Genomic DNA, 26,709 nt, shown 5'->3' on the forward strand with positions numbered 1-26,709 from the left:
GGGGGCGTCGGGGCGGGGCGCGGCGGGTCAGCGGAGGGGGAAGCCGGCGAGGAAGTCGGGCCCGGAGGCGATGACCGTCCGGCTCTTCTCATGGGCGGTGAACTTCTTCCCGCTGGTCTTGTACAGCTGTTCGGTGGTGTGCGAGGTGAGGCCGACGGCCCGGAGGAACGTGCCGGTGATGCTGTACGAGTAGGCGTACTCGGAGCCGATCACGGGGCGGACGAGGTGGTCCGCCGATTTGCCCTCCCAGCTCTTCTCCGTCCAGCGCGGCTTCCCGCCGCCGGTGCCGAACGCGACCAGGCCGAGGTCCTCCTCCACCGCGTACAGCACACCGTCTTTGAGGACCGGCGGTCCGTACGTCTTCCCGGGGCGGGTGCCGGAGGTGTCCCACGCCTGGCCGCCGTCGCTCAGCCGCAGTGCCCGCAACGGGCCGTGGCCCAGGTAGAGATGCTGGTCATCGGCCGTGAGCGGGTCCCGTACGTACCGCCGGTCGGCGCCCTTCCACGGCTTGTCCCAGGCCACCTTCCCGGTGCGGAGGTCGCGGGCGACGATCCGGACCGTGCCGTCGTTCATCTGCTGCAGGAGCACCAGACGGTTTCCGACGACCCTGGCGGACAGGAAGTGGTTCTCGTCGCTCTCGGCGGCCTGGAACGGCAAGGGGTCCGTCCATTTCCGGCTCCCGTTGGTGAGGTCGAGCGCCACCACGGACCAGGGGAGCTGGCGTTCGTACTTCTTGGCCTTGCCGTGGGAGATCGCCAGATAGGCGGTGTCGTCGACGACCGCCAACAACCGGCTGTCGAGGCCGTTGTGCTGGTCGTCCGACACCGGGGCGAGGTTCTTGCCGGCCTTGCCCGTGGCGAGGTCCACACGGGCGAGGAACCACGAAACGGACTTCGGGAACATGCCGCCCTTCTCCCGTTCCTCCTCCCGCGTGATCCGGTAGACGCGGGCACCGTCCGAGGCGACCTGCCAGCGCTCGTCGAAGGACAGCGAGAACGTCCACCGGGACTCACCGGACTTCGCGTCCACCCCGCGCGCCTCGGCGTCGGACACCATGACGATCTGGTCGCCTGCCACCAGGGGCACTTCGGGGTTCTGGTCCTCGTCGGGACCGCTGATCTGCTTCTGCCACACCGAGTCCAGCTTTTTCTTCTTCAGCGCGCTGACGCTCGGCCCCGGCTTCGGCTTGGTGTATCCGGGCCCGGTGGCGGGACCCGGCGTCGGCTGGTCCCGTCCCAGCCAGGCCCATACCCCCGCCCCGGCCCCCGCGACGCCGAGCACCGAGCCCGCGCCCGCCATCAGCAGGCCCCGGCGGGACAGCCCACCGGCGGCGGGGACGTCGGCGGACGGCACGGTCGCCGGCTGGTCGGGCGGCGCGGGCAGCCGCTGCGGCACGAGCTGCCAGACCTCGCTCGCCCGCCGGCCGATCTCCGCCAGCACCGCATCCGGCAGATGATCGGCGAACTCCCCTCCTCCGTCGTGGAGTTGGGCGGCCAGCTCGGCGGTCGACGGGCGCTCGGCGGGGTCCTTGGCCAAGGCGCGGGACAGGACGGGGACGAGGGCGGCGGGGGTGCCGGTGAGGTCGGGCTCGCTGTAGCGGACGCGGTAGAGGAGGTCGGCGGGCTGTCCGTCGCCGAACGGGCCGCGGCCGGTGGCGGCGAAGACCAGGACCCCGGCGAGCGCGAAGACATCTCCGGCCGGGGTGTGCTCCTGCCCGGTGGCCTGCTCCGGCGACATGAACGCCGGGGTGCCGACCGCGGCGCCCGTATGGGTCAGCCGGTCGTCGCCGAGGGCGCGGGCGATCCCGAAGTCGATGACCTTCGGGCCGTGCGCGGTGACCATGATGTTCGACGGCTTGAGGTCACGGTGCACGACGTCCGAGTGATGGAGCTGGCCGAGCGCCCCGCAGAGCGCCGCCCCCAGGGCGCGGACCGACGCCTCGGGCAGCGGGCCGGCGAGCTCCACCGCGTCGTCGAGGGGCGGGCCGAGCACGTACTCGGTGGCCATCCAGGGGGTCGCGGCGAGCGGATCGGCCTCGACGACCTGTGCGCCGTAGCGGCCGCCGATGACCCGGGCGGCATCCGCCTCCAGCCGGAACCGGGTGCGGAATTCCGTGGTGGCGGCGATCCGGGCGTGCATCGTCTTGAGCGCCAGGGTCCGGCCGCCCGGGGAACGGGCCAGATAGACGGTGCCCATACCGCCGCTGCCCAGCCGGGCGAGGAGGCGGTACGGGCCCAGGCCGGGCGGGTCGTCATGGGCGAGAGGGAACGGCATGGGGGTGTCAGTCCTGTGGGGCGGGCGGAACCGGGAGGGTGGCGGCGAGCAGCTCGGCCGACTGGCGGGCGAGGGCCGCGATGATCCGGCCGGGCAGCCAGCCGGGGCCGAGCAGGGCGGCGGCGCGACCGGCCGGGTTTCCGGCGGGGCCGAGCTCCGAGGCGGAGGACAGCGGCCCGGTGGGGTCGAGCCCCGCGGCGGAGGACAGCGGCCCGGCGCGGTCGAGCCCCGCCGCGGGGGTCGGCGGTCCGGCGGGGCCGAGCCCCGCGGCGGGGGTAGGCGGCCCGGTGGCGCCGCCCCCCGGCGCGGGCGGTCCGGGCGCCGGGCCGAGCGCATCGAGCAGTTCGGCGGGGCGCGGGCGGGCCGCCGGGTCCCGGGACAGACAGGCCGTGACGACGGACCGCAGTGCGGCCGGGAGCTCTTCCCGCTCCGGCACGGTGTACCCGGTCGCGGCATACGCGAGCGTCGCGCCGAGTGCGTAGACATCGCCCGCCGGATGCGGCCGCCCGCCCGCCGCCTCTTCCGGCGGCAGGCTGCCCGATTCCAGGCCCGGCAGCCCGGAGCGCGGGGCGCCGTCCCCGGCGGCGGCCCGTACCGCCCCGAAGCACGTCAGCCGGGGCCCGTCGGCCGCCAGCAGCACGGCCGCGGGCGACACACCGGCATGGGCCAGGTCCTGCCCGTGCCCGATGGCCAGGGTCTCGGCAAGGGCCGCGCCGAGCGCCCGTACGGTGCGTTCGGGCAGCGGGCCGCCGTGCACGGTGAGCGCGGCGGGCAGCGGGAGCGCGGGCACGTACGGGCGGGCGTGCCAGGGCGCGTCGCCGGGTGCGGCGACCTCGGTGGCCGGTGAGGACCAGGGTCCGAGCAGATAGCGCGAGGTCTCCGCCTCGGCCAGGAACCGGCCGGGGTCGGCGCCCGGCAACGGCGCACTGATCAGGACCGTACGGTCGCCGTCCGCGGCCCGCCCGATGAACCGCCGCTCCGGTACGGGTATGCCGGACGCTTCGTCATCCAGCCCCCGCAACACCGTGTAGGGACCTATCGCGCTCCCGCGCCCCCGGCCCTCCGCACCCGCAGCCGATGCAGGCATGCCCACCGTCCCCCGTCCTACGACATCGCGCGAAGAGCCTACCCGGGCGTGTCGTACGGCCCCGGGGGAGTCGATCGGCCCCGGGGGACGGGGAGTTCGGGCCCGGCCGGGGAGCGGCGGATCCGGCCGCCGGGCGGGAAGCGAGGGGGGTCAGGCGGAGGTGGGGGCCACCGGCGGTGCGCCGTTCGGGGTGTTTTCCGCGTTTCCCCGCGCATCCCCCGTAAGGCCCTCGTTGTAGGCCATCAGTGTCAGCACCAGCAGCCCCAGCACGACCATCATCGCGAGGAAGGCGACCCAGCCGACCAGGCCGACGGAGAAGGCGCCCAGGATGCCGTGCACCACCGCGCAGCCGATGAGGGCGATACGGGTGAAGCCTCCGGGGGCGCGGTCGCGCAGGGCGCTGCGGAGCAGCACGGCGGCGCAGAACAGCAGGAAGAGGCCGAAGAGAATGCCGGCCACCCAGGAGCCGGTGGACATCGCGCGGGGCTGCAGACCGGCCAGGGACATCTGCTGCCGGTCCACGACGATGCTCAGAATCCAGTTGAGCAGCACGATCCCGAACGCCTCCAGGATCAGTACCACCGCCGCGGCCAAGGCCACCGGTCGTCGTGCCACCCTCACCCCGTCCACCCACTTCCGCCGTTGTCCAGCCCGATGCGCCATGTGGGCGCCTGTTGCCGCCGTTACCCCGGTTACCGCGAGTACAGAAGACATCGGGCACGCTACTAATGGGTAATAGCTGGGGCAAGGGTTGTGCACGGGTGGGCAGGGACGACTGTGGACACGAGGCCGTCGGCGCGCCGACGGACGGAGCGGACCGCAAAGTTTCCTTCGCCCATTCGTAGGGACTCCACAAAGAATTGACGATCCGCTGGACGTCCAAAGTTCGAGACCTAGGCCACACCAGGTCGCGAGCCGGAGCCCAGGAATCCGGGCCTACCCTGGGATACCAGGGGACTTAGGTTCCTCACTGGCGCCCCGAGCACACTCCGTGTGGGCAAGCTCACCCCAGGGAACGGGTCGGCACGCGGTGTCGCCAGTCCCTAAAATCGCGGCATCCAATAGATGCGGCGAAGCGCCAAGGAAGGACCCATCGTGCGCAAGGTGCTCATCGCCAACCGTGGCGAAATCGCTGTTCGCGTTGCCCGTGCATGCCGGGACGCGGGGATCGGCAGCGTAGCCGTCTACGCCGACCCCGACCGGGACGCACTGCACGTACGCGCGGCAGACGAGGCGTACGCCTTGGGCGGTGACACTCCTGCCACCAGTTACCTGGACATCGCCAAGGTCCTGGCTGCCGCCGCCGATTCGGGCGCGGACGCCATCCACCCCGGGTACGGCTTCCTGTCGGAGAACGCGGAGTTCGCGCAGGCCGTCCTGGACGCCGGGCTGACGTGGATCGGCCCGCCCCCGCAGGCCATCCGTGACCTCGGCGACAAGGTCGCCGCGCGGCACATCGCCCAGCGTGCCGGTGCGCCGCTGGTCGCCGGCACGCCCGACCCGGTCTCCGGCTCGGAGGAGGTCGTGGCCTTCGCCAAGGAGCACGGCCTGCCCATCGCGATCAAGGCCGCCTTCGGTGGCGGCGGCCGCGGTCTGAAGGTGGCCCGTACGCTCGAAGAGGTTCCGGAGCTGTATGACTCCGCGGTGCGCGAGGCGGTCGCCGCGTTCGGCCGCGGCGAGTGCTTCGTGGAGCGCTACCTGGACCGCCCGCGGCACGTCGAGACCCAGTGCCTGGCCGACAAGCACGGCAACGTCGTCGTGGTCTCGACCCGTGACTGCTCACTGCAGCGCCGCCACCAGAAGCTGGTGGAGGAGGCCCCGGCCCCGTTCCTGACGCAGGAGCAGAACGCCGAGCTGTACCGCGCCTCCAAGGCCATCCTCAAGGAGGCCGGCTACGAGGGCGCCGGCACCTGCGAATTCCTCGTCGGGCAGGACGGCACGATCTCCTTCCTGGAGGTCAACACCCGGCTGCAGGTCGAGCACCCGGTCACCGAGGAGGTCACCGGCCTCGACCTGGTCCGTGAGATGTTCCGGATCGCGGACGGCGAGAAGCTCGGCTACGACGACCCGGAGGTCCGCGGCCACTCCTTCGAGTTCCGGATCAACGGTGAGGACCCGGGCCGCAACTTCCTCCCGGCCCCCGGCACGGTCACCACGTTCGACGCGCCGGCCGGTCCGGGCGTCCGCCTGGACGCGGGCGTCGAGTCCGGCTCGGTCATCGGCCCCGCCTGGGACTCCCTCCTCGCCAAGCTGATCGTCACCGGCGCCACCCGCCAGCAGGCGCTGCAGCGCGCCGCCCGTGCGCTGGCCGAGTTCACCGTCGAGGGCATGGCCACCGCCATCCCCTTCCACCGCACGGTCGTCCAGGACCCGGCGTTCGCCCCCGAACTCACCGGCTCCGCCGACCCGTTCACGGTCCACACCCGCTGGATCGAGACCGAGTTCGTCAACGAGATCGCCCCGTTCGCCGCCCCCGGCGCGGACGAGGCCGAGGCCGACAGCCGCGAGACGGTCGTCGTCGAGGTCGGCGGCAAGCGCCTGGAGGTCTCGCTGCCGTCCTCGCTGGGCATGCCGCTGGCCCGGGCCGCGGTCGCCGGCGGTGCCAAGCCGAAGCGCAAGGCCGCCAAGAAGTCCGGCGGCGCCGCCTCCGGCGACGCACTGGCCTCCCCGATGCAGGGCACCATCGTCAAGGTCGCCGTCGAGGAGGGCCAGCAGGTCACCGAGGGCGAGCTGGTCGTCGTCCTGGAGGCCATGAAGATGGAGCAGCCGCTCAACGCCCACCGCACCGGCACCATCAAGGGCCTGACCGCCGAGGTCGGCGCCGCCCTCACGTCCGGCGCGGTGATCTGCGAGATCAAGGACTGACCCGACGGCATCCCGCCCGACGGACGAGGGGCTCCCGGCATCACCGCCGGGGGCCCCTCGCGCCGTTCCGCGGCCCCTACGAGTTCCCCACCACGTCCTCCGGGAAGCTCAGTGACCTGCCCATCCACTGGAGCGCGGCGGGCAGTTCACGGCGCCAGGTGGCGAAGTTGTGGCTGCCGTGGTCGAGGATGACGGAGTCCGCCTTCATCGGCGGTTTGACGGCGGCGAGGAAGGCCCTGGCCGCCGGATAGTTCTTCTCGCCGGTACGGCTGGTGCCCACCAGGACGTTCACCCGGGGCGCGGGCAGATGCTCCAGACGCCACATCAGGTCGTGTTCCTGGCGGCGGCGCACCCGGTCGCGGCCCTCACCGAAGAGGTTGCCGCTCGTGGCGTCGTTGCTGACCTTGTAGTCGGGCGACAGGGCGGCCGCCGCGGTGTACGTACGGTCGTGCCGCATGGTGAGCTGGAGGGCGCAGCTGCCGCCCGAGGAGTAGCCCAGAAGGCCCCACCCTCCGGGGTCGTGACCGACGCGGTAGTGCGACTTGAGCGCGTCCGGCACATCGCGCGCGAAGAACGTCTCGGCCTGCGGGCCGCCCGGCACATCGACGCACTGGGTGTCGCGGGGCGGGGCGATGGTGGGCCGCAGCATCACGATGACGGTCGGCTGCATCCTGCCGGCCCGGATCAGCCGGCCGGCGGTCTGCGGCAGCCGCAGATGCTGGCCGAGCAGGAAGGTGCCACCGGGGTAGCCGCTGAGCGCGACGATGACGGGGAACCGCTGGCGGGCGTACTGGGGCTGGAAGTACTGCGGCGGCAGATAGACGTACGCCGGGTTCACGGCCCGGGTCCGCTTCCCGACTATCCGTACGGTCTCGACCTTGCCCGCCTGCTCCGGCGCCCCCTTCGGCAGCCCGTGCACCTTGTCCAGGCCCTCCGGCCCCGAGGTCTGCACCAGGCCCTTCGACGGGTCACCGACGGGGCCGGCCGTTCCCTGGTCGCCCCATTTGCCGACGGCGGCCGGTGCGTCGTCGTACAGCCCGAGCAGCTCGTGCCACGAGGCGTAGAACTGGAAGTTGGTGTTCACCACGAGGCCGAGCGCCGCCACGATGGTCAGCTGGGTCACGAAGATCGAGCCGAGCCGCCCCAGCAGCGCCCGCGGCCCGCGCCCGGCGAACCGCGGCCACAGCCAGAGCGTGAGGCCCACACAGACCACGGCGACCGCGGCCACGGCGTACAACAGCGATCGACTGGTCAGTCCCATGGCGTTTCCCCAGATGTCCCGCGCCGCGCCCGCTTCCCCGGCGGCCGGTCACGGCGTCTTCCCGGGCCTCCGGAAGACCCCCGGAAGACCTCATTGCGCCTGGTTTGATGGCCCTTGGAGGCGCGGCGTTGCGGGGACGGCGAGGTGTTCGGCCGCACGACCACCGGGGGATGCCGGGACTTCATCCCAGCTCTGCCGGACGGCCACCGGGCGGGCGCGGCGGAACCGTTCCCCTTGCTTCGGAGGCCCCCTCCGCCAGGCCCGGCCCAGGGACCGGGGCAGCCGCCCGTGCACGCAATGGCATCCTGGAGCCACCGGGCCGCAACCGGCCGGGTCGAGGGAGGACGGCGATGGCGACCGAGACGGCAGGGCAGCCGCAGACGACGGGCCCGGCGGCGACCGCACCTGCGCGGACGCCTGACGTGCGCCCCATGCGGGCCGATGCCCGCCGCAACTACGACCGGCTGCTGACCGAGGCCCGTACGGCCTTCACCGAACACGGCACGGACACCTCGCTGGAGGACATCGCGCGCCGCGCCGGCGTCGGCATCGGCACCCTCTACCGGCACTTCCCCAACCGGACCGCCCTGATGGGCGCGGTCTTCCAGGGGGAGGTCGACGCTCTGCTGACCCACGCCAGGGAGCTGGCCGACGCGCCGCAGCCGTGCGCCGCGCTGGTCGAATGGCTGCGCGCGATCATCACCCACGCCACCACCTACCGCGGGCTGTCGCGGGCACTGATGACGGCATCGGCGGACGACAGCTCGGGGATGCGGCGGTGCAGCGTGCCGATGCGGGAGGCCGGCGATGCGCTGCTGACCCGCGCCCAGCAGGCCGGGGCCGTACGCCCGGATGTGAGCATCAGCGATCTGATGCAGCTGACCAACGGCATCGCGCTGGCCGTCGAGGAATCCCCGGACGACCCCAAGCTCGCCGACCGGCTGCTGACACTCACCCTGCGCGGGCTGAAGGGGGAGAACCACTAGGGGGCGTCCGGCGGATCAGGGCAGGAGAGGCCCGACGGGCACCCCGGCGCCGGGGCGGCGCGCCCCGGTGGCGCGCCCCCGGCTTCTGCCTCAGCGCCGCCGTGGGGCCAGATCGGCGACCCGGCCGCCGGAGGCCTCACTAAGGGACGGGGCCGAGCGGAGCTGTGGACCACCGGCCCCGCCACCCTGCGGATGGCTGCGCCGCTGGCCCGGGAGCGGGACGTCCCGCCGGGGCCCTCTGCGGTCCCCCGGGCCACCGTCCATCCCCGGCTGCCCCGGCCCGTGGCCCACGCCCGAGCCGTTGGCGACGGCGATCTGCACGCCCTGGTCGGCCAGCGCCTGCAGCTCCGTGGCGGCGCGGTCGTCATGACCCGGCGGCTCGTCCGTGACCAGCCGTGTGATCACATCCGTCGGCACGGTCTGGAACATCGTGTCGGAGCCGAGCTTGGTGTGGTCGGCGAGCACCACCACCTCCCCCGCCGCCTGCACCAGCGCCCGGTCGACGCTGGCGGAGAGCATGTTGGAGGTGGACAGACCGCGCTCTGCGGTCAGGCCGCTGCCCGACAGGAAGGCGCGGGACACCCGCAGGCCCTGGAGGGACTGTTCGGCACCGCTGCCGACCAGCGCATAGTTGGAGCCGCGCAGGGTGCCGCCGGTCATCACGACCTCGACGCGGTTGGCATGGGCCAACGCCTGGGCGACCAGAAGGGAGTTGGTGACGACGGTCAGACCGGGGACGCGGGCGAGCCGGCGGGCCAGCTCCTGCGTGGTCGTTCCCGCGCCGACGACGATAGCCTCGCCCTCTTCGACGAAGCCGGCCGCGAGATCGGCGATGGCCGTCTTCTCCGCGGTCGCTAGATGGGATTTCTGTGGGAATCCTGATTCGCGGGTAAAGCCTCCCGGCAGGACCGCACCGCCGTGCCGGCGGTCGAGCAGTCCCTCTGCCTCCAGCGCCCGCACGTCCCGCCGTACGGTTACTTCGGAGGTCTGGACGACGCGGGCGAGCTCCCGGAGCGATACGGCTCCATTGGCGCGCACCATTTCAAGGATCAATTGGCGACGTTCTGCAGCGAACACGAAACTGACAGTAACGCCAACGACCGTCTGTTTTCAGCAGGTTGCACCAATTAACGGAAGTTGCTCACACTGCGGAGCGTGACGTGGTATGCGGTATGCATATGTCGTGCGGATGTCGAACTCCCGGGCGGGGCGACCGGCTTGGCGCCTGGTCAGGCGCCCCGACGGCCCGGACGACGGCCACCCCGCGGCAGTGGGTCGGCACCTGCCCGCTGCAGGCACGTTTCATCCCAAGTGCTCACCGGTGGCACAAACAATCGACCGCGGCCGTCCGCCGGTTGCCGCACACCGGTTACTCGCTGGCGGCCTTGCGCGTGTGCAGCTGGCGGGCGACCTCGGCGATCGAGCCGGACAGCGACGGGTAGACCGTGAAGGCATTGGCGATCTGCTCGACGGTCAGATTGTTGTCGACCGCGATCGAGATGGGATGGATCAGCTCGCTGGCGCGCGGCGAGACGACCACACCGCCGACGACGATGCCGGTGCCGGGGCGGCAGAACAGCTTCACGAAGCCGTCGCGGATGCCCTGCATCTTGGCCCGCGGGTTGCGCAGCAGCGGGAGCTTGACGACCCGGGCGTCGATCTTGCCACTGTCGACGTCGGCCTGGGAGTAGCCGACGGTGGCGATCTCCGGGTCGGTGAAGACGTTCGCGGAGACCGTCTTGAGGTTCAGCGGGGTGACCGCGTCACCGAGGAAGTGGTACATCGCGATCCGGCCCTGCATGGCGGCGACGGACGCCAGCGCGAAGATGCCGGTGCAGTCGCCGGCCGCGTACACGCCCTGGGCGGAGGTGCGGGAGACCTTGTCGGTCCAGATGTGGCCGGAGTCCTTGAGCTTGACGCCGGCCGCTTCCAGGCCGATGCCCTCGGTGTTGGGGATGGAGCCGACCGCCATCAGGCAGTGCGTACCGGAGATCGTGCGGCCGTCGGCCAGGGTGACCTCGACGCGGTCGCCGACCCGTTTGGCGGACTGGGCCCGGGAGCGCGACATGACGTTCATGCCGCGGCGGCGGAAGACGTCCTCCAGGACGGCGGCGGCGTCCGGGTCCTCGCCCGGCAGCACGCGGTCGCGGGAGGAGACGAGGGTGACGCGGGAGCCGAGCGCCTGGTAGGCACCGGCGAACTCGGCACCGGTGACACCGGAACCGACCACGATCAGCTCTTCGGGCAGCTCGTCGAGGTCGTAGACCTGCGTCCAGTTCAGGATCCGCTCACCGTCGGGGAGCGCGTCCGGGATCTCGCGGGGGTGCGCGCCGGTGGCGATCAGCACCGCGTCCGCGATCAGCCCCTCGGAGGTGCCGTCGGCGGCGGTGACCGTCACCTTGCGGGAGCCGTCCGGCGCCTGGCCGGGCTCCAGCCGCCCGCGACCGCGCATGACCCGGCCGCCGGCGCGGGTCACGGACGCGGTGATGTCATGCGACTGGGCGAGCGCGAGACGCTTGACCCGTCGGTTGACCTTGCCGAGGTCGACGCCGACGACCCGGGCGGGCCGGTCCACGTGCGGAGTGTCGTCCTCGACGATGATGCCGAGCTCTTCGTACGAGGAGTCGAAGGTCGTCATCACCTCGGCCGTGGCGATAAGAGTCTTCGACGGCACGCAGTCGGTCAGCACCGACGCCCCGCCCAGACCGTCGCAGTCGACGACGGTCACCTCCGCGCCGAGAGAAGCCGCCACCAGGGCAGCTTCGTATCCGCCGGGTCCGCCACCGATGATCACGATCCGAGTCACGTACTCCATTGTCCCGCACGCCCGTACGTCGCTCTCGCCCGGGGGCATCCTCCGTCCCTGACGGGCACCGGAGCGCGCTCCACCTGGGCTACCGTCCGAACCTCCGGTACCACGAGCCCGAAGGGCAACCTCCCGTACCCTCGGAACCATGTCGCTCTACGCCGCGTACGCCGGCAACCTCGACGCGCGGCTGATGTCCCGCCGCGCACCGCACTCGCCGCTGCGCGGCACCGGCTGGCTCAACGGCTGGCGGCTCACCTTCGGCGGCGAGCAGATGGGCTGGGAAGGCGCACTGGCGACGGTCGTCGAAGCCCCCGCCTCCCAGCTCTTCGTCGCGCTCTACGACATCGCGCCCATGGACGAGGAGTCCATGGACCGCTGGGAGGGCGTCGGTATGGACATCTACCGCCGGATGCGGGTGCGGGTGCACACCCTCGACGGCGACGAGGCGGCGTGGATCTATGTCCTCAACGGCTACGAGGGCGGTCTGCCGTCGGCCCGCTATCTGGGCGAGATCGCCGATGCCGCGGAGTCGGCGGGCGCGCCGCACGACTATGTGATGGAGCTGCGCAAGCGGCCCTGCTGACGTGCGGCACGGGCCGGCCGCGGCGGGCGCGCCGCCGTACGGATGCCGCGACGCGCCCGGGGGCCTGCTTTTGGCAGATGCCACAACCGTCCGAACCCAGCACCGTGAGCAGCGACATCTACGCGCGTAGGGGAATACCGGCTACCCTCGTCCGCGTGAACGCATCTGTTACTCCGGACATCGCGCGCGACCCCCAGGGTGCCGCCGCCGACGCCGCCGCCCGTCTGCGTGAGCTGACCGGCGCCGAGACCCATGACGTCGCCCTGGTGATGGGCTCCGGCTGGGCTCCGGCCGCCGAGGCCCTGGGCGCGCCCGAGCACGAATTCCCCGTCACCGAGCTGCCCGGCTTCCCGGCGCCGGCCGTCGCCGGACACGGCGGCACGATCCGCTCGTACCAGGTCGGTGCGAAGCGGGCGCTGGTCTTCCTGGGCCGTACCCACTACTACGAAGGCCGCGGGGTCGCCGCGGTCGCGCACGGTGTCCGCACCGCCGTCGCGGCCGGCTGCAAGACCGTCGTGCTCACCAACGGGTGCGGTGGTCTGCGCGAGGGCATGCGCCCCGGCCAGCCGGTCCTCATCAGCGACCACCTCAACCTGACCGCCACCTCCCCGATCGTCGGCGCGAACTTCGTCGACCTGACGGATCTGTACTCGCCGCGGCTGCGCGCGCTGTGCAAGGAGGTCGACCCGAGCCTGGAGGAGGGCGTCTACGCCCAGTTCCCCGGCCCGCACTACGAGACCCCGGCCGAGATCAAGATGATCCGGACCCTGGGCGCCGACCTGGTCGGGATGTCCACGGTCCTGGAGGCCATCGCGGCACGCGAGGCCGGCGCCGAGGTGCTCGGCCTGTCGCTGGTGACGAACCTCGCCGCCGGCATGACGGGCGAGCCGCTCAACCACGAAGAGGTGCTGCAGGCCGGCCGCGACTCCGCGACCCGGATGGGCAGCCTGCTCGCCCAGGTGCTCGGCAAGCTCTGAGACACCGCGGCGCCACCGCGCCGCGCCCGGACGACGACGGCAGACGGCCACGGCGGGTGCGCCACACCCGCCGGGCCGCCCCGCCGCCGTCACCGCCGCACCGGTCCCGCCGTCCGCCCGCCGGTCCACCCGCCGCGCGGCGCGGCCCTCCCCCGCGCGCTGCCATCCAGTGGCATTGGCCGGTTCTGCGGCTCCCCGTACGCGCGTACGGGGTATGCGTGACGAGCCGAGAGCGCCCGACCCTCCCCAGCTGTCCTCAGCGCGCCCCCACCCGCATCCACCGTCAGGAGCATCACGTGGCTACCGATCCCGCGGAGCTGATCCACCGGGCCCAGGCCTGGCTGGCCGAGGACCCCGACCCGGAGACCCGGGACGAGCTGTCCAAGCTCATCGAAGCCGAGGACACCGACGAGCTGGCCGCCCGTTTCGCCGGCACCCTCCAGTTCGGCACCGCCGGGCTGCGCGGTGAGCTGGGCGCGGGCCCGATGCGGATGAACCGCTCCGTGGTCATCCGCGCCGCGGCCGGCCTCGCCGCGTACCTCAAGGCGCAGGGTGACGGCTCGGGCCTGGTGGTCATCGGCTACGACGCACGCCACAAGAGTGCCGACTTCGCCCGCGACACGGCGGCCGTGATGGTCGGCGCGGGCCTGCGCGCCGCGGTGCTGCCGCGCCCGCTGCCCACCCCGGTCCTGGCCTTCGCGATAAGGCACCTGGGCGCGGTGGCCGGGGTCGAGGTCACCGCCAGCCACAACCCGCCGCGCGACAACGGCTACAAGGTCTACCTGGGCGACGGCTCCCAGATCGTGCCGCCCGCGGACGGCGAGATCGCCGCCGAGATCGCCGCGGTCCGCTCACTGGCCGACGTCCCGCGCCCGGAGGCCGGCTGGGAAACCCTCGACGAGACGGTCCTGGACGCCTATCTGGCGCGTACGGACGCGGTGCTGACCCCCGGCTCGCCCCGGGACACCAAGGTCGTCTACACGCCGATGCACGGCGTCGGCCGGGACACTCTCGTCGCCGCCTTCGCCCGGGCCGGGTTCCCGGCGCCGACGGTCGTCGCGGAACAGGCCGAGCCGGACCCGGACTTCCCGACGGTCGCCTTCCCCAACCCGGAGGAGCCGGGCGCGATGGACCTCGCGTTCGCCACCGCCCGTGACCGGGGCGCCGCCGGCGTCGACATCGTGATCGCCAACGACCCCGACGCGGACCGCTGCGCCGTCGCCGTCCCCGCCCCCGGCACCCCTGACGGCTGGCGGATGCTGCGCGGCGACGAGGTCGGCGCACTGCTCGCCGCCCACCTGGTGAGCAAGCGGGCGTCCGGCACCTTCGCGACGACCATCGTCTCCTCCCAGCTGATGTCCCGTATCGCGGCCGCCGCCTCGCTGCCGTACGAGGAGACGCTGACCGGCTTCAAGTGGCTGGCCCGGGTGGACGGTCTGCGGTACGCCTTCGAGGAGGCGCTCGGCTACTGCGTCGATCCGGAGGGCGTCCGCGACAAGGACGGCATCACCGCGGCCCTGCTGATCACCGAGCTGGCCGCGGACCTCAAGCAGTCCGGGCGCACCCTCACCGACCTGCTCGACGACCTCGCCCTGGAATTCGGGCTGCACGCCACCGACCAGCTCTCGGTCCGCGTCGAGGACCTGTCGCTGATCGCCGACGCCATGCACCGGCTGCGCGCGCAGCCGCCGACCGCGCTGGCGGGCCTGAGCGTGACCCGGGCCGACGATCTGAACCGGGGCACGGAGACGCTGCCGCCGACCGACGGGCTGCGCTACTACCTGTCCGGTTCGCCGGAGGCCGGCATCGAGGCCGCCCGCGTGGTCGTCCGCCCCAGCGGCACCGAGCCCAAGCTCAAGTGCTACCTGGAGGTCGTGGTCCCGGTGCCCTCGGCCGAGGCCCTGCCCGAGGCCCGTACGAAGGCCGACGCGACGCTGGCGTCGATCAAGGCGGATCTGTCGGAGGCAGCGGGGATCTGAGCCGACGCCCCTACCCGCCCTACCTTCCCCGTCCTGCCTTCCCTACCCGCGCCTCCCTGCCCGCGCCTCCCCTCCCGTACCCGCCCACCCCCCGAAAGGGGGGTGGGCGGCGGGGAAACAACAACACCGGGGTGGGCGGCGGGGAAACAACCCTGGGGGTGCGCTCAACTCCCCTGGCCCCCACTACGGGCCGCAGGCCCGGACGGCTACAGCGCCACCATCACGGCCAGCCCCACCGCGCCCACCACCATCGGCGCGAGGACCTCGTACGACCAGCGCACCACCGGCTCGCCCTGGGCGCTCTCGCGGTGGGCGGCGCGTTCCTTGATCTCGCGCAGCTCGTCGAGGGTCTGGTCGGCCATGGCGCGCGGCACCGGGCCGGCGTCGGCGTTCAGCCCGAAACGGGGCCGGGGCGCGGAGCCCCGCGCCGCCTGGCGGCTGACCTTCTTGCGCTGCCGCAGCGAGACCGGGACGGCCCAGAGCTGGTACTTGCCGCCGCTGGTGAACACCTCGGCGGAGAACGCCGCCCGCAGATCCTCCACCGCGCCCCACGGCAGCGTGATCGTACGGAACGGATTACGCACCGTCAGCCGGTCCTCGCCCGCCCTGACCTGCGGCCGCAGGGTGAAGGCGATCACCAGCGGCACCCCGAGGAGCAGCGCGAACAGCGCCGTGAGCTTGGTGTGCACGACGCCCCGCAGCAGTGCGTCGCCGCCGAGCCAGAGTCCGAGCAGAAGGAGCAGTGCGCCGCCGACGAGGGCCGCGGGCGAGCGGTAGCTGCGCTCCGCGTACTGCTGCTGAGGCGGGGTGGTGCGGTCCGGGCTCGTCATGAGGCCGATTCTGCCTGACCGTCCGGATGCCGGACATTGCGTTACGGCATCATTCGGGCGCGGGGTGTGGGCGCGTCCGGACGCCGGCCGCACCCTTCATGGGCGCCCGCCACCGGGCATGTTGCCGAAATCGGCCGTGTCCGGCCGGCCGGATGCCCCGCCCGCCCGCCCGGATTCGGACGGCCGAGGGGGATGACATGGCGCTACGCGCGTAGATATGCTCCCCTCGTGACCATGCCCATCACTGTTCCCGCATACGGCAAGGAAGCCGCGGGGCGTCTGGCGTCAATGGCGGACGTGACCGCCGACGACGGTGCGCTGCGCCGCTTCCTCCACGGCCTCCCCGGCGTCGACGCGGTCGGCCTCGAGGCCCGCGCCGCCACCCTCGGCACCCGCTCGATCAAGACGACGGCGAAGGCGTACGCCATCGATCTCGCCATCTCGATGATCGACCTGACGACCCTCGAAGGCGCGGACACCCCGGGCAAGGTCCGGGCGCTGTGCGCCAAGGGCGTCCACCCCGACCCCACCGACCGCACCAGCCCCAAGGTCGCGGCGATCTGCGTCTACCCGGACATGGTCGCGACGGCCAAGGAGGCACTCGGCGACTCCGGTATCCATGTCGCGTCCGTCGCCACCGCCTTCCCCGCGGGCCGCGCCGCGCTGCCGGTCAAGCTGGCGGACACCCGTGACGCGGTCGCGGCCGGCGCCGACGAGATCGACATGGTGATCGACCGGGGCGCCTTCCTCTCCGGCCGCTACATGGACGTCTTCGAGGAGATCAAGGCCGTCAAGGAGGCCTGCGCGCGCCCCGACGGCACGGCCGCCCACCTCAAGGTCATCTTCGAGACCGGTGAGCTCCAGACGTACGACAACGTCCGCCGGGTCTCCTGGCTGGCGATGCTCGCGGGCGCCGACTTCATCAAGACCTCGACCGGCAAGGTCGCCGTCAACGCCACCCCGCCGGTCACCCTCCTGATGCTGGAGGCGGTCCGTGACTTCCACACCACGACGGGCGTCCAGGTCGGGGTGAAGCCGGCCGGCGGTATCCGTACGACCAAGGACGCGATCAAGTACCTGGTCATGGTCAACGAGACGCTCGGCGAGCCCTGGCTGACCGCCGACTGGTTCCGCTTCGGCGCCTCCAGCCTCCTGAACGACCTGCTGATGCAGCGCCAGAAGCTCAGCACCGGCCGCTACTCCGGCCCCGACTACGTCACGGTGGACTGAGGCTCCCATGACCTTCGATTACGCACCCGCACCCGAGTCCCGCGCGGTCGTCGACATCGCGCCGTCCTACGGCCTGTTCATCGACGGCGAGTTCGCCCCGGCCTCCGACGGCAAGGTCTTCAAGACCGTCTCCCCGTCGTCCGAGGAGGTCCTCTCCGAGGTCGCCCAGGCGAGCGCCGATGATGTCGACCGCGCCGTGAAGGCCGCCCGCAAGGCCTTCGAGAAGTGGTCCGCGCTGCCCGGCGCTGAGCGGGCCAAGTACCTCTTCCGGATCGCCCGGCTCCTCCAGGAGCGCTCGCGCGAGCTGGCCGTGCTGGAGTCGCTGGACAACGGCAAGCCGATCCGCGAGTCCCGGGACGCCGACCTGCCGCTGGTCGCCGCGCACTTCTTCTACTACGCGGGCTGGGCCGACAAGCTCGACCACGCGGGCTACGGCGCGAACCCCCGCCCCCTGGGCGTCGCCGGCCAGATCATCCCCTGGAACTTCCCGCTGCTGATGCTCGCGTGGAAGATCGCCCCGGCGCTGGCGACCGGCAACACGGTCGTCCTCAAGCCCGCCGAGACGACCCCGCTCTCCGCCCTGTTCTTCGCGGACATCTGCCGTCAGGCGGGCCTGCCCAAGGGCGTCGTCAACATCCTGACCGGCGAGGGCTCCACGGGCGCGGCGCTGGTCGCGCACCCCGACGTCAACAAGGTGGCCTTCACCGGCTCCACCGAGGTCGGCAAGGCCATCGCCCGTACGGTCGCCGGCACGGACAAGAAGGTGACCCTGGAGCTCGGCGGCAAGGCGGCGAACATCGTCTTCGACGACGCGCCACTCGACCAGGCCGTCGAGGGCATCGTCAACGGCATCTTCTTCAACCAGGGCCACGTCTGCTGCGCGGGCTCCCGCCTCCTGGTCCAGGAGTCCGTCCAGGACGAGCTGCTGGACGCCCTCAAGCGCCGGATGCGGACCCTGCGCGTGGGCGACCCGCTCGACAAGAACACCGACATCGGCGCCATCAACTCCGCCGAGCAGCTGGCCCGGATCACCGCGCTGGCCGACGCGGGCGAGGCCGAGGGCGCCGAGCGCTGGTCGCCGTCCTGCGAACTCCCCACCACCGGCTACTGGTTCGCCCCGACGCTGTTCACCGGCGTCACCCAGGCGCACCGCATCGCCCGCGAGGAGATCTTCGGCCCGGTGCTGTCCGTGCTGACCTTCCGCACCCCGGCCGAGGCCGTGGAGAAGGCCAACAACACCCCGTACGGCCTCTCCGCCGGCATCTGGACGGAGAAGGGCTCGCGGATGCTGTGGATGGCGAACAAGCTCCGCGCGGGCGTCATCTGGTCCAACACGTTCAACAAGTTCGACCCGGCCTCGCCCTTCGGCGGCTACCAGGAGTCGGGCTACGGCCGCGAGGGCGGCCGGCACGGTCTGGAGGCGTACCTCAATGTCTGAGCTGACTGGCCGACTCTCCGTCTTCAAGACCTACAAGCTGTACGTCGGGGGCAAGTTCCCCCGGTCCGAGAGCGGGCGGGTGTACGAGGTGATCGACTCCAAGGGCACATGGCTCGCCAACGCCCCGCTGGCCTCCCGCAAGGACGCCCGGGACGCGGTGGTCGCCGCCCGTAAGGCGTTCGGCGGCTGGTCCGGCGCCACGGCCTACAACCGCGGCCAGATCCTCTACCGCATCGCCGAGATGCTGGAGGGCCGCCGCGACCAGTTCGTCGCCGAGGTCGCCGCCGCCGAGGGGCTGTCGAAGGCGAAGGCCACGGCCCAGGTGGACGCGGCGATCGACCGCTGGGTCTGGTACGCGGGCTGGTCCGACAAGGTCGCCCAGATCGCCGGCGGCGCCAACCCCGTGGCCGGTCCGTACTTCAACCTCTCCTCCCCCGAGCCGACCGGCGTGGTCGCGGTCCTGGCCCCCCAGGACTCGTCGTTCCTCGGCCTGGTCTCGGTGATCGCCCCGGCGATCGTCACCGGCAACACGGTGGTCGTGGCGGCAGCCGAGAACGCCCCGCTGCCCGCCCTCTCCCTGGCCGAGGTGCTCGCCACCTCCGACCTCCCGGGCGGCGTGGTCAACATCCTCTCCGGCCGCACCGCGGAACTGGCGGCCCCGCTCGCCGCCCACCAGGACGTCAACGCCCTCGATCTGGCGGGCGCGGACGACGCGTTGGCGAAGGACCTGGAGACGGCCGCGGCCGACAACCTCAAGCGGGTGCTCCGCCCGTCGGCGGCGAACTGGACCGCCGACCCCGGCACCGGCCGCCTGCTGACCTTCCTGGAGACGAAGACGGTCTGGCATCCCATGGGGGTTTAGGGCTGCTGTGGCGCCCGGACGGCGTCCGCGGAACGACGGTGCGGGGTCTCGCCCATGTGGCGGGGCCCCGCACTGTTGTGGTGTACCGGACAGGGAAGATGAGGGCGTGAAACCTGATCACGTCACCCCCTGCCGCCAGTTCCTGCACCCCGGTGAGGTGTTGTGGGAGGCCAGGCAATACACCGAGTACCCCGATCTGCCGCTCGTGCCCGCCCAGCTGCGGGCGCCCCGGCAGCGGTCGGCGCGCAAGAAGGGGATCTTGGGGGCGCTGGGCGAGGTGCTCGACAAGGCGTCGCGGCCGCCCAGCGGTACGGCCGGCAGCCGGCCCGGCGGCCGGCTGCTCGACAACCGGCTGGTCAACAACCCGGTGACGCGCGCGGTCGGCACGGTCGCGGAAACCCTCAACGAGGCCCGGGAGAACATCGAGGACGCCGTCGACGACGCCGCGAACCGCGCCCTGTTCGGCACGACCATGGAGGGCGACTGGGCGAGCATGGCCGGCCGGTTCCTCGTTCAGGTCACGAACGCGGGCGGCTCGCCGCAGCACCAGGCGCTCACCGACCGCCGGCTGTTCGTGCTGACGGATCATGCCTCGGGCTGGCGGGAGCGCCCGCCGGAGCTGGAAGTCGCCGCCCAGGTGCAGCTGTCGAACATCGCGGAACTGCGACCCAGGCCGCGCGCGGTGTTCCCCCGTGGCCGCTTCGACCTGGTCTTCGTCGACGGCTCATGGCTGGCGTTGTGCTGTTCGTTCCAGGAGGACATGGAGGCGATGGTCGGGGCCTTCCGGGGGCGCTGATCCCGGTCCTGCCCAGGCCCTTCGACCGCCGCGGCTCCTGCGGCGGGGCGCGCGGTCCGGGCGGTGGGAGCCGCCGGGGCAGCGCCCGCCGCGCCGGACCGCGGCCCGGCCGCAACCGCTCACCCCGGCAGCACCCTCGTCACCTGCCCGATCAGCGGCAGGTCCTTGAGCGCGGCACCGTTCGAGAGGGTGCCGGTCAGCAGCTCGGTGCCCACCGGCTTGAAGTCGGCGATCTGGGTGCTCACGGCGTTGGCGAGCGGGTCGACGGAGGTGTTGGCCAGCGGGTCCAGCTGGAGGTTCTTGACCGGGCCGAGGCCGCCGGCCGCGGAGTGCAGCAGTGCGCCGGTCAGTCCCGAGGCCGCGGCACCGGTGTCGGTGGCGCGGTCCGCGGCGGCCGGGGCCGCGCTCGCCGTCGCCGCACCGCCCGCCGCGAGCGCGGCACCGGCCGCGGAGATCACCAGTCCGGCCCGCAGCAACGTGCGGGGAACGCGGCTGGGCTTGGGACGCGCATGGGAGGGCATGTGCCACCTGCCTGTGGATCGAAGGGGTCGAAGTGCTGTACGAGCCACAGCATTCGGGTAATCAATTGACTGCGTAGCGTAGTTGAGCTGCGGGGGCCGATCCACCTCGCGCGCCAGGGGTACCCCACACGGCGCAATACGCGACAATGGGTGCCCGTGAGCTCCCACTCGTGCACCCCGCCGTCCTCCCCTGCGTTCCCCATCCGGGTCGTTCTGCTGACCGGCCCGTCGGGCTCCGGGAAGACCTCCCTGGCCATGCGCAGCGGCCTCCCCGTCCTGAACCTCGACGACTTCTACAAGGAGGGGACGGACCCGACACTGCCGCAACTGCCCGACGGCGGCGGCGCCGACTGGGACGCACCGCAGTCCTGGGACGCCGGCGCCGCCCTCGCGGCCATCGACGCGCTGTGCCGTACGGGGCGTGCCGACGTCCCGGTGTACGACATCGCGGCCAGCGCCCGGGTCGGCGCCTCGTGTCTCGACCTCGGCGGCGCCCCGCTGTTCATCGCGGAGGGCATCTTCGCGGCCGAGATCATCGCGGACTGCCGGGCCGCGGGGCTGCTGGCCGATGCGCTGTGTCTGCGCGGCCGGCCGACCACCACCTTCCGCCGGCGGCTGGCGCGGGATCTGCGCGAGGGCCGCAAGTCCGCCCCGTATCTCGTACGCCGCGGACTGCGGCTGCTGCGCGACGAACGCTCGGTCGTCGCCCGGCACACCGCCCTGGGCGCGCACCCCTGCGCCAAGCCGGAGGCGCTGGCCCGCATATCGGCCGCGGGGGCAGCGGACACGGTGGACGCGGCCGTACGTTCCTGAGGCGCGGGCGGCGGGCGGCGGCCGGTTCAGCGCAGCCGGCGGCGCGGGCGCGCGCTGCACGCGGAGGCACACACGAAGGAGCGGGCTCGGACAGACCCCCCGGCCGTCCGAACCCGCTTTTCTCTCCCCCGTGATCCCCCCTGCTCCCCCGTGCTTCCCCCGTATCCCCCGATACGTCCGGCCTCCGTGGATCACTCCGCTTCGGCCGGTTCCCCCGTATCCCCGTTCCCCCCTCGGGCGTTCCCCCTGGTCCCCCCTCGGGCTCCCCCCGGATCCTCAGGCCACCAGCTCGCCGAAGGACTCCTCCTCGTCACGGCCGAAGCTGAGGACCTCGTCCTCACGCAGCCGGCGCAGGGCGCGCCAGATGCTCGACTTCACCGTGCCGACACTGATGTTGAGAATGTCCGCGATCTCCGGGTCCGTACGGCCCTCGTAGTAGCGCAGCACCAGCATCGTGCGCTGCGTCTCGGGCAGCCGGACCAGCGCCTGCCACAGCACGGCGCGCAGCTCGGTGCCGCGCATCGCGTCCACGTCGCCGGCCGTCTCCGGCAGCTCCTCGGTCGGGTACTCGTTGAGCTTGCGCCGGCGCCAGGCACTGATGTGCAGATTGGTCATCGTCCGGCGCAGATAGCCGCCGAGCGCCGCCTTGTCACTGATCCGGTCCCACGCCCGGTAGGTCGAGAACAGTGCGCTCTGCAGCAGGTCCTCGGCCTCGTAGCGGTCGCCGGTCAGGTGGTAGGCGGTGGCGTACAGGGAGGCCCGGCGCTCCTGGACGTAGGCGGTGAAGGCCGCTTCGGCCTCCGCCGTCTCCGCCGGGGAACGCCGTTCCCCCGTGGCCTCCCTGTACTCCGCTCCCCCGGTGTTTCCCCCGTTTTCTCCCCCGTGGGCGGCATTGCCCCCGTGCCCCCGGTTGAGTTCCACCGTCGTCGCGTCGATGGCCACCATGAAGGGCGGCCGCTGACGCGCGGTGCCGCGGGTGCATCCCCGCACGGCACCGGACTTCTCGCCGGACCGGACGACATCGTGGAGTCGCGTGATAACTGCGCTGGAAGTGGTGCCGTGCAGTGTGTTCATCTCGCGCCCCCCGTCGTAGAGCCAGCTCGTTCGGTGTGTCCGGGTTGTTGATCTCTCCCGGTGCCCAAAAGACTGCCAAGCCAGTTTCATCGCGTTGTCCGTCGACTGTCACAGGCCTGTCACAGGCCCCGGTGCGGCGCGTCGCGAGGGCCTCACGAGCGTGGGCCTTGTGTACGAGAGCGCCACTGGTCGATGTCCCGGCGTCCCATGGGCCAGAATGGCTGAGTGCCTTTCCTGTTGCTGATCGAGGACGACGACGCCATCCGCACGGCTCTCGAACTCTCGCTGTCCCGCCAGGGTCACCGTGTGGTGACCGCGGCGACGGGCGAGGACGGCCTGAAGCTGCTGCGTGAGCAGCGCCCGGACCTGATCGTGCTGGATGTGATGCTGCCGGGCATCGACGGTTTCGAGGTGTGCCGGCGGATCAGGCGTACGGACCAGCTGCCCATCATCCTGCTCACCGCGCGTAACGATGACATCGACGTCGTGGTGGGGCTGGAGTCCGGCGCCGACGACTATGTCGTCAAACCGGTCCAGGGCCGGGTGCTGGACGCCCGGATCCGGGCCGTGCTGCGCCGGGGCGAGCGGGAGTCCAGTGATTCGGCGACGTTCGGCTCGCTGGTGATCGACCGGTCGGCGATGACGGTCACCAAGAACGGCGAGGATCTGCAACTGACACCGACCGAACTGCGGTTGCTGCTGGAGCTGAGCCGCCGGCCCGGTCAGGCGCTGTCCCGGCAGCAGCTGCTGCGGCTGGTGTGGGAGCACGACTACCTCGGCGACTCGCGCCTGGTGGACGCGTGTGTGCAGCGGCTGCGGGCGAAGGTGGAGGACGTGCCGTCCTCGCCGACCCTGATCCGTACGGTCCGTGGCGTCGGCTACCGGCTGGATTCGCCGCAGTGAGGGAACGTTCCGCGGGCGGCGGTTCGACGAAGGACAATGCGGGCGGCGAGGCCGGGGAAACGGCCGCGCCCTCGGCCGGCCGGCGGCGGCTGCAGCGGGTGCTGCGCGGGCTACGCCGTGCGTCGGGGCTGCTGCGCTGGACCAGTCTGCGGCTGCGGCTGGTCGTGGTCTTCGCGCTGGTGGCGCTGACGGCCGCGGTCTCGGCGTCGGGCATCGCGTACTGGCTCAACCGCAACACCGTTCTGGAGCGCACCCAGAACGCCGTCCTCAACGACTTCCGCAAGTCGCTGGAGGACAGTACGCGGTCGCTGCCGCTGCGTCCGCGCTGTGCCGAACTGCAGGACGCGGCGCGGCAGATGGCGGCCGGGCCGCAGGACTACGCGGTGCTGTTGATAGGGGTTGACCGCGAGGGCAAGGCCTGCGCGGCCACCACGAACAAGAATCTGCTGACGCTGAACAGCGTGCCCGTGTCGCTGCGGACCGCGGTCGACGAGGTGCGTCGGGTCGACGAGTCCAACCGCTATCCGCACCATCTGTACTGGCAGCGCAAGGAGGTCGGGGACGCCCCCTATCTCGTCGCCGGGGCGAAGGTGATCGGCGGCGGGCCCACCGGCTACATGATGAAGTCGCTGGCCACCGAGCGGCAGGACCTCAACTCGCTGGCCTGGTCGCTGGGGATCGCGACCGCGCTCGCGCTGGTCGGCTCGGCGCTGCTGGCGCAGGCCGCGGCGACGACCGTGCTGCGGCCCGTACAGCGGCTGGGGCATGCGGCGCGGCAGCTGGGCGAGGGGCGGCTGGACACCCGGCTGCGGGTGACCGGCACGGACGAACTGGCCGATCTGTCCCGGACGTTCAACCGTACGGCCGAGCGTCTGGAACAGCGGGTCGAGGAGCTGAGCGGGCGCGAGGCGGCGTCCCGGCGGTTCGTCGCCGATATGTCGCACGAGCTGCGGACGCCGCTGACCGCGATCACTGCGGTCTCCGAGGTGCTGGAGGAGGAGGCGGACTCCCTCGACCCGATGATCGCGCCGGCCGTGCAGCTGGTGGTCAGCGAGACCCGGCGGCTGAACGACCTCGTGGAGAACCTGATGGAGGTCACCCGCTTCGACGCGGGCACGGCCCGGCTGGTGCTGGACGATGTCGATGTCGCGGACCAGGTGACCGCCTGTATCGACGCCCGGGCCTGGCTGGACGCGGTCGAGCTGGACGCGGACCGCGGCATCGTGGCCCGTCTGGACCCGCGGCGGCTCGATGTGATCCTGGCGAATCTGATCGGCAACGCCCTCAAGCACGGCGGCTCACCGGTGCGGGTCTCGGTGCACACCGAGGACGTGGCGGGTGACGTCGCGGGCGGCCGGACGGGCAGCACGGCCGTCTCCGGCGGGCCGGCCGCGCCCGACGGGTCCGGCGGACCGGAGGCCGGTACGGAGGACGAGGGGCCGGAGCGCTCCGAGCAGGCGGCGGGCGCGGAGCGGCCCGGGGGCGGGACACTGGTGATCCGCGTACGGGATCACGGCCCCGGCATCCCGGAAGAGGTCCTTCCGCATGTCTTCGACCGCTTCTACAAGGCGAGCGCCTCCCGGCCGCGGTCGGAGGGCAGCGGTCTGGGGCTGTCGATCGCGCTGGAGAACGCACATATCCACGGCGGGGAGATCACCGCGGCCAACCTCCCCGAAGGCGGCGCGGCCTTCACACTGCGGCTGCCGATGGACGCCGCGCCGCTGACGGACGGCGACCGGAGGGACGGCGGCACGGCCCGCGCGGATGACGAGGGCACGGAGGACGGGCGATGACGCCGAGCAGGCGGACGGGGCGGCGCACCGCCGCAGTGGTGGCGCTCACGCTCGCCGCCGCGGGCTGCGGGATCCGGGGCACGTCGGTACCGGTCGACGCGGGCCGTGCGCCCTCGCGGGTGAGCTGCAAGGCCCCGGCGAGCGACCCGGCGCCCAACCCGCCCGGCGGGGCCCAGGCCACCGTCTATCTGGTGTGCGGCTCGGCGCTGGCCCAGGTGGAGCGGACGGTGTCGCTGCCCAAGAACACGGCGGGCACCGAACCGCGGCTGCCGACCGCCCGTGCGCTGCTGAAGGAGCTGCAGCGGCAGCCGTCGCACGACGAGGACCGGGCCGGCTTCAGCAGCGCGCTGCCCCAGGACCTGAAGGTCGCGGCGCCGCGCACGGGCGATCCCGCGGATGCGCTGCGGCTGAGCATCCGGCCGGACGATCTGCCGTCCTTCGCGCTGGCCCAGCTGGTGTGCACCTACGGCGCGAGCCCGGCGCTGGGCCGGACCCATGCGGCGGTGCTGGGCGGACCGGGCGACGATACGGCGCACCGCTACGAGTGCTCCGCGGAGGTGCTGGCCAATCCGGACATCGCGGAGAACACCGGCTGGGGAGACCCGTTGTCGGAAGAGGGCTGACCCGGCGGGCCAAGACGGGCGCAATTGGGCGGAACCACAGCCACCGCTGGTCGCGTCCTGGCCTTTGTGCAGCGTCATGGCCCCGGCACCACCGCCGTCCCCCGTATGCGCGTCACCGGACTTCTCCTCCTTGTGGCGCATCTGCTGATCGTCGGCTGGCTGACGTTGCGTCCCCGCACGGTGCCCTGGGTGTCGGCCACGAACCTCGAACCGCTGGCGACGATCCAGGCCGAGCTGGCGACCGGCCCTTCCTGGGAGGCCATACAGCATCTGGGCGGCTCGGTGCTGCTGCTGGCGCCGCTGGGCGTGCTGCTGCCCCTCTCGGCGGGCCGGCTGAACGTTTCTCCGCTGGTGTCCCTGACCCGCACCGTGTTCGCCGGCGCGATGATCGCGCTGGCCATCGAGCTGCTGCAGTCAGGGGTGCCCGGCCGGGTCCCGGACATCGACTCGGTGCTGCTCGGCTCGCTCGGAGTGGCCCTGACGCATCTGACGGTCGTCCCCGGTGCCCGGCGCCGGCTACGTCGCCGGTACGGGGATCTCGGGGAGGTAACCCCGAGAATCCCCAGGGTTGGACTGGCCCCGCAGGCTGATGCTCTCTCCGGCAGCCGGACCTACCTTTGAGGCATCGGGGCAATCGCCCCACCGAGTCGTAAAGGAGTCCGCATCATGGCCGCCGCACTGGTCCGCCCCAGCAACAACCGAGTGATCGCCGGAGTGTGCGCGGGCCTGGCCCGTCGCTTCGGTATGACGCCGACGACGATGCGCGTGCTCTTCGTGGTGTCGTGTCTGCTGCCCGGCCCGCAGTTCCTGGTCTACCTGGCGCTGTGGATATTCCTCCCCTCGGAGGAGAAGGCCGCCACCAGCGCAGCCGCCTGGTGACCGTTCCGCCCGGCGGGCTGCCCGGCAGGCCGCCCCGCGGCCCGGCGCGGATGCCGACCGGGCGCCGCGCCGTCCGGTTTCTCGGCAGCGCATGACGATGCCCCGGCCGTCCGCACGAGGCGTTCG

24 protein-coding genes are annotated in these 26,709 nt (G+C 72.4%); 15 read left to right on the forward strand and 9 right to left on the reverse strand.

What is annotated here, in order from left to right; genetic code table 11:
• Nucleotides 1-27 precede the first annotated feature (27 nt).
• The 3 genes from STRNI_RS16395 to STRNI_RS16405 all read right to left on the reverse strand — a co-directional run bounded on the left by STRNI_RS16395 (nucleotide 28) and on the right by STRNI_RS16405 (nucleotide 3,976).
• The gene (locus STRNI_RS16395) at nucleotides 28-2,274 is read right to left on the reverse strand and encodes a protein kinase domain-containing protein (RefSeq protein WP_277411484.1); all 2,247 of its coding nucleotides are present in this window, start codon (nucleotides 2,272-2,274) and stop codon (nucleotides 28-30) included.
• 7 nt (nucleotides 2,275-2,281) lie between these two features.
• Nucleotides 2,282-3,361 carry a protein kinase family protein gene (locus STRNI_RS16400; RefSeq protein ID WP_277411485.1) on the reverse strand — a complete coding sequence of 360 codons (1,080 nt, stop codon included), beginning with the start codon at nucleotides 3,359-3,361 and terminating at the stop codon, nucleotides 2,282-2,284.
• 150 nt (nucleotides 3,362-3,511) lie between these two features.
• The gene (locus tag STRNI_RS16405; RefSeq protein ID WP_229837997.1) at nucleotides 3,512-3,976 is read right to left on the reverse strand and encodes a hypothetical protein; all 465 of its coding nucleotides are present in this window, start codon (nucleotides 3,974-3,976) and stop codon (nucleotides 3,512-3,514) included.
• Nucleotides 3,977-4,456: 480 nt separating this feature from the next.
• On the opposite strand from STRNI_RS16405, the gene STRNI_RS16410 reads away from it, so the two are divergent.
• Complete coding sequence (locus STRNI_RS16410; protein ID WP_159486479.1) at nucleotides 4,457-6,226, forward strand: acetyl/propionyl/methylcrotonyl-CoA carboxylase subunit alpha; 1,770 nt, start codon at nucleotides 4,457-4,459, stop codon at nucleotides 6,224-6,226.
• 76 nt (nucleotides 6,227-6,302) lie between these two features.
• Here the strand turns inward: STRNI_RS16410 and STRNI_RS16415 are convergent, their stop codons facing one another.
• Nucleotides 6,303-7,487, reverse strand: a complete 1,185-nt coding sequence (locus STRNI_RS16415; RefSeq protein ID WP_148591242.1) for an alpha/beta hydrolase — start codon at nucleotides 7,485-7,487, stop codon at nucleotides 6,303-6,305.
• A gap of 350 nt (nucleotides 7,488-7,837) precedes the next feature.
• Here STRNI_RS16415 and STRNI_RS16420 point away from each other — a divergent pair, with 350 nt between their 5' ends.
• Nucleotides 7,838-8,473, forward strand: coding sequence for a TetR/AcrR family transcriptional regulator (locus STRNI_RS16420; protein WP_078518583.1), 636 nt, complete (start codon nucleotides 7,838-7,840; stop codon nucleotides 8,471-8,473).
• 90 nt (nucleotides 8,474-8,563) lie between these two features.
• Here the strand turns inward: STRNI_RS16420 and STRNI_RS16425 are convergent, their stop codons facing one another.
• Both STRNI_RS16425 and STRNI_RS16430 read right to left on the reverse strand, forming a co-directional pair.
• Nucleotides 8,564-9,550 carry a DeoR/GlpR family DNA-binding transcription regulator gene (locus STRNI_RS16425; RefSeq protein ID WP_078518582.1) on the reverse strand — a complete coding sequence of 329 codons (987 nt, stop codon included), beginning with the start codon at nucleotides 9,548-9,550 and terminating at the stop codon, nucleotides 8,564-8,566.
• 292 nt (nucleotides 9,551-9,842) lie between these two features.
• Entirely contained in the window at nucleotides 9,843-11,288 is a 1,446-nt protein-coding gene (locus STRNI_RS16430; RefSeq protein ID WP_018089219.1) for an NAD(P)H-quinone dehydrogenase, read from the reverse strand.
• A 139-nt stretch (nucleotides 11,289-11,427) separates the two neighbouring features.
• On the opposite strand from STRNI_RS16430, the gene STRNI_RS16435 reads away from it, so the two are divergent.
• From STRNI_RS16435 to STRNI_RS16445, 3 genes are all read left to right on the forward strand, one after another.
• Nucleotides 11,428-11,865 carry a gamma-glutamylcyclotransferase family protein gene (locus tag STRNI_RS16435; protein WP_018089218.1) on the forward strand — a complete coding sequence of 146 codons (438 nt, stop codon included), beginning with the start codon at nucleotides 11,428-11,430 and terminating at the stop codon, nucleotides 11,863-11,865.
• A gap of 155 nt (nucleotides 11,866-12,020) precedes the next feature.
• Nucleotides 12,021-12,842, forward strand: a complete 822-nt coding sequence (locus STRNI_RS16440) for a purine-nucleoside phosphorylase (protein WP_018089217.1) — start codon at nucleotides 12,021-12,023, stop codon at nucleotides 12,840-12,842.
• Nucleotides 12,843-13,138: 296 nt separating this feature from the next.
• Nucleotides 13,139-14,821: a phospho-sugar mutase gene (locus STRNI_RS16445; RefSeq protein ID WP_277411486.1), complete on the forward strand. Its 1,683-nt coding sequence runs from the start codon at nucleotides 13,139-13,141 to the stop codon at nucleotides 14,819-14,821.
• A 206-nt stretch (nucleotides 14,822-15,027) separates the two neighbouring features.
• On the opposite strand, the gene STRNI_RS16450 is transcribed toward STRNI_RS16445, so the two are convergent.
• The gene (locus tag STRNI_RS16450) at nucleotides 15,028-15,651 is read right to left on the reverse strand and encodes a PH domain-containing protein (protein WP_109892251.1); all 624 of its coding nucleotides are present in this window, start codon (nucleotides 15,649-15,651) and stop codon (nucleotides 15,028-15,030) included.
• Between the two features lie 234 nt (nucleotides 15,652-15,885).
• Here STRNI_RS16450 and deoC point away from each other — a divergent pair, with 234 nt between their 5' ends.
• The 4 genes from deoC (at nucleotide 15,886) to STRNI_RS16470 (ending at nucleotide 19,977) form a co-directional block, all read left to right on the forward strand.
• Nucleotides 15,886-16,881 carry a deoxyribose-phosphate aldolase gene (deoC, locus tag STRNI_RS16455; protein ID WP_266439471.1) on the forward strand — a complete coding sequence of 332 codons (996 nt, stop codon included), beginning with the start codon at nucleotides 15,886-15,888 and terminating at the stop codon, nucleotides 16,879-16,881.
• A gap of 7 nt (nucleotides 16,882-16,888) precedes the next feature.
• Nucleotides 16,889-18,319, forward strand: coding sequence for an aldehyde dehydrogenase family protein (locus tag STRNI_RS16460; RefSeq protein WP_018089213.1), 1,431 nt, complete (start codon nucleotides 16,889-16,891; stop codon nucleotides 18,317-18,319).
• Entirely contained in the window at nucleotides 18,312-19,181 is an 870-nt protein-coding gene (locus STRNI_RS16465) for an aldehyde dehydrogenase family protein (protein ID WP_274737816.1), read from the forward strand. Before STRNI_RS16460 ends, STRNI_RS16465 begins: the two co-directional genes overlap by 8 nt.
• 106 nt (nucleotides 19,182-19,287) lie before the next feature.
• Nucleotides 19,288-19,977, forward strand: coding sequence for a hypothetical protein (locus STRNI_RS16470; RefSeq protein ID WP_159486485.1), 690 nt, complete (start codon nucleotides 19,288-19,290; stop codon nucleotides 19,975-19,977).
• Between the two features lie 119 nt (nucleotides 19,978-20,096).
• Here the strand turns inward: STRNI_RS16470 and STRNI_RS16475 are convergent, their stop codons facing one another.
• Entirely contained in the window at nucleotides 20,097-20,498 is a 402-nt protein-coding gene (locus STRNI_RS16475) for a hypothetical protein (protein ID WP_266438957.1), read from the reverse strand.
• Nucleotides 20,499-20,654: 156 nt separating this feature from the next.
• On the opposite strand from STRNI_RS16475, the gene STRNI_RS16480 reads away from it, so the two are divergent.
• The gene (locus STRNI_RS16480; protein WP_274737813.1) at nucleotides 20,655-21,311 is read left to right on the forward strand and encodes a nucleoside/nucleotide kinase family protein; all 657 of its coding nucleotides are present in this window, start codon (nucleotides 20,655-20,657) and stop codon (nucleotides 21,309-21,311) included.
• Between the two features lie 276 nt (nucleotides 21,312-21,587).
• Here STRNI_RS16480 and STRNI_RS16485 read toward each other — a convergent pair whose 3' ends face one another.
• On the reverse strand, nucleotides 21,588-22,385 hold the full coding sequence (locus tag STRNI_RS16485; protein WP_018089209.1) for a SigE family RNA polymerase sigma factor: 798 nt from the start codon (nucleotides 22,383-22,385) through the stop codon (nucleotides 21,588-21,590).
• A gap of 225 nt (nucleotides 22,386-22,610) precedes the next feature.
• On the opposite strand from STRNI_RS16485, the gene afsQ1 reads away from it, so the two are divergent.
• From afsQ1 to STRNI_RS16510, 5 genes are all read left to right on the forward strand, one after another.
• Nucleotides 22,611-23,288 (forward strand): two-component system response regulator AfsQ1, encoded by a 678-nt coding sequence (afsQ1, locus tag STRNI_RS16490; protein WP_026169550.1) that lies wholly within the window; start codon nucleotides 22,611-22,613, stop codon nucleotides 23,286-23,288.
• Nucleotides 23,285-25,081 carry a sensor histidine kinase gene (locus tag STRNI_RS16495; protein WP_277411487.1) on the forward strand — a complete coding sequence of 599 codons (1,797 nt, stop codon included), beginning with the start codon at nucleotides 23,285-23,287 and terminating at the stop codon, nucleotides 25,079-25,081. Before afsQ1 ends, STRNI_RS16495 begins: the two co-directional genes overlap by 4 nt.
• The gene (locus tag STRNI_RS16500) at nucleotides 25,078-25,704 is read left to right on the forward strand and encodes a hypothetical protein (RefSeq protein ID WP_229837998.1); all 627 of its coding nucleotides are present in this window, start codon (nucleotides 25,078-25,080) and stop codon (nucleotides 25,702-25,704) included. The genes STRNI_RS16495 and STRNI_RS16500 overlap by 4 nt, the downstream gene beginning before the upstream one ends.
• Before the next feature lie 105 nt (nucleotides 25,705-25,809).
• Nucleotides 25,810-26,325 carry a VanZ family protein gene (locus STRNI_RS16505; RefSeq protein WP_174857820.1) on the forward strand — a complete coding sequence of 172 codons (516 nt, stop codon included), beginning with the start codon at nucleotides 25,810-25,812 and terminating at the stop codon, nucleotides 26,323-26,325.
• Between the two features lie 45 nt (nucleotides 26,326-26,370).
• Complete coding sequence (locus STRNI_RS16510) at nucleotides 26,371-26,583, forward strand: PspC domain-containing protein (protein ID WP_274737808.1); 213 nt, start codon at nucleotides 26,371-26,373, stop codon at nucleotides 26,581-26,583.
• The last annotated feature ends 126 nt before the right edge of the window (nucleotides 26,584-26,709 follow it).

Origin of the sequence: Streptomyces nigrescens (assembly GCF_027626975.1) — a bacterium.
GTDB classification, from domain to species: domain Bacteria; phylum Actinomycetota; class Actinomycetes; order Streptomycetales; family Streptomycetaceae; genus Streptomyces; species Streptomyces nigrescens.

Excerpts from the sequence above, each read along its gene's own strand:
- STRNI_RS16395 (WP_277411484.1), bottom strand. The coding sequence starts at position 2,274 with ATGCCGTTCCCTCTCGCCCATGACGACCCGCCCGGCCTGGGCCCGTAC.
- STRNI_RS16400 (WP_277411485.1), bottom strand. The coding sequence starts at position 3,361 with ATGCCTGCATCGGCTGCGGGTGCGGAGGGCCGGGGGCGCGGGAGCGCG.
- STRNI_RS16415 (WP_148591242.1), bottom strand. The coding sequence starts at position 7,487 with ATGGGACTGACCAGTCGATCGCTGTTGTACGCCGTGGCCGCGGTCGCC.
- STRNI_RS16420 (WP_078518583.1), top strand. The coding sequence starts at position 7,838 with ATGGCGACCGAGACGGCAGGGCAGCCGCAGACGACGGGCCCGGCGGCG.
- STRNI_RS16430 (WP_018089219.1), bottom strand. The coding sequence starts at position 11,288 with ATGGAGTACGTGACTCGGATCGTGATCATCGGTGGCGGACCCGGCGGA.
- STRNI_RS16435 (WP_018089218.1), top strand. The coding sequence starts at position 11,428 with ATGTCGCTCTACGCCGCGTACGCCGGCAACCTCGACGCGCGGCTGATG.
- STRNI_RS16450 (WP_109892251.1), bottom strand. The coding sequence starts at position 15,651 with ATGACGAGCCCGGACCGCACCACCCCGCCTCAGCAGCAGTACGCGGAG.
- deoC (WP_266439471.1), top strand. The coding sequence starts at position 15,886 with ATGCCCATCACTGTTCCCGCATACGGCAAGGAAGCCGCGGGGCGTCTG.
- STRNI_RS16460 (WP_018089213.1), top strand. The coding sequence starts at position 16,889 with ATGACCTTCGATTACGCACCCGCACCCGAGTCCCGCGCGGTCGTCGAC.
- STRNI_RS16465 (WP_274737816.1), top strand. The coding sequence starts at position 18,312 with ATGTCTGAGCTGACTGGCCGACTCTCCGTCTTCAAGACCTACAAGCTG.
- STRNI_RS16475 (WP_266438957.1), bottom strand. The coding sequence starts at position 20,498 with ATGCCCTCCCATGCGCGTCCCAAGCCCAGCCGCGTTCCCCGCACGTTG.
- STRNI_RS16485 (WP_018089209.1), bottom strand. The coding sequence starts at position 22,385 with ATGAACACACTGCACGGCACCACTTCCAGCGCAGTTATCACGCGACTC.
- STRNI_RS16500 (WP_229837998.1), top strand. The coding sequence starts at position 25,078 with ATGACGCCGAGCAGGCGGACGGGGCGGCGCACCGCCGCAGTGGTGGCG.
- STRNI_RS16505 (WP_174857820.1), top strand. The coding sequence starts at position 25,810 with ATGCGCGTCACCGGACTTCTCCTCCTTGTGGCGCATCTGCTGATCGTC.
- STRNI_RS16510 (WP_274737808.1), top strand. The coding sequence starts at position 26,371 with ATGGCCGCCGCACTGGTCCGCCCCAGCAACAACCGAGTGATCGCCGGA.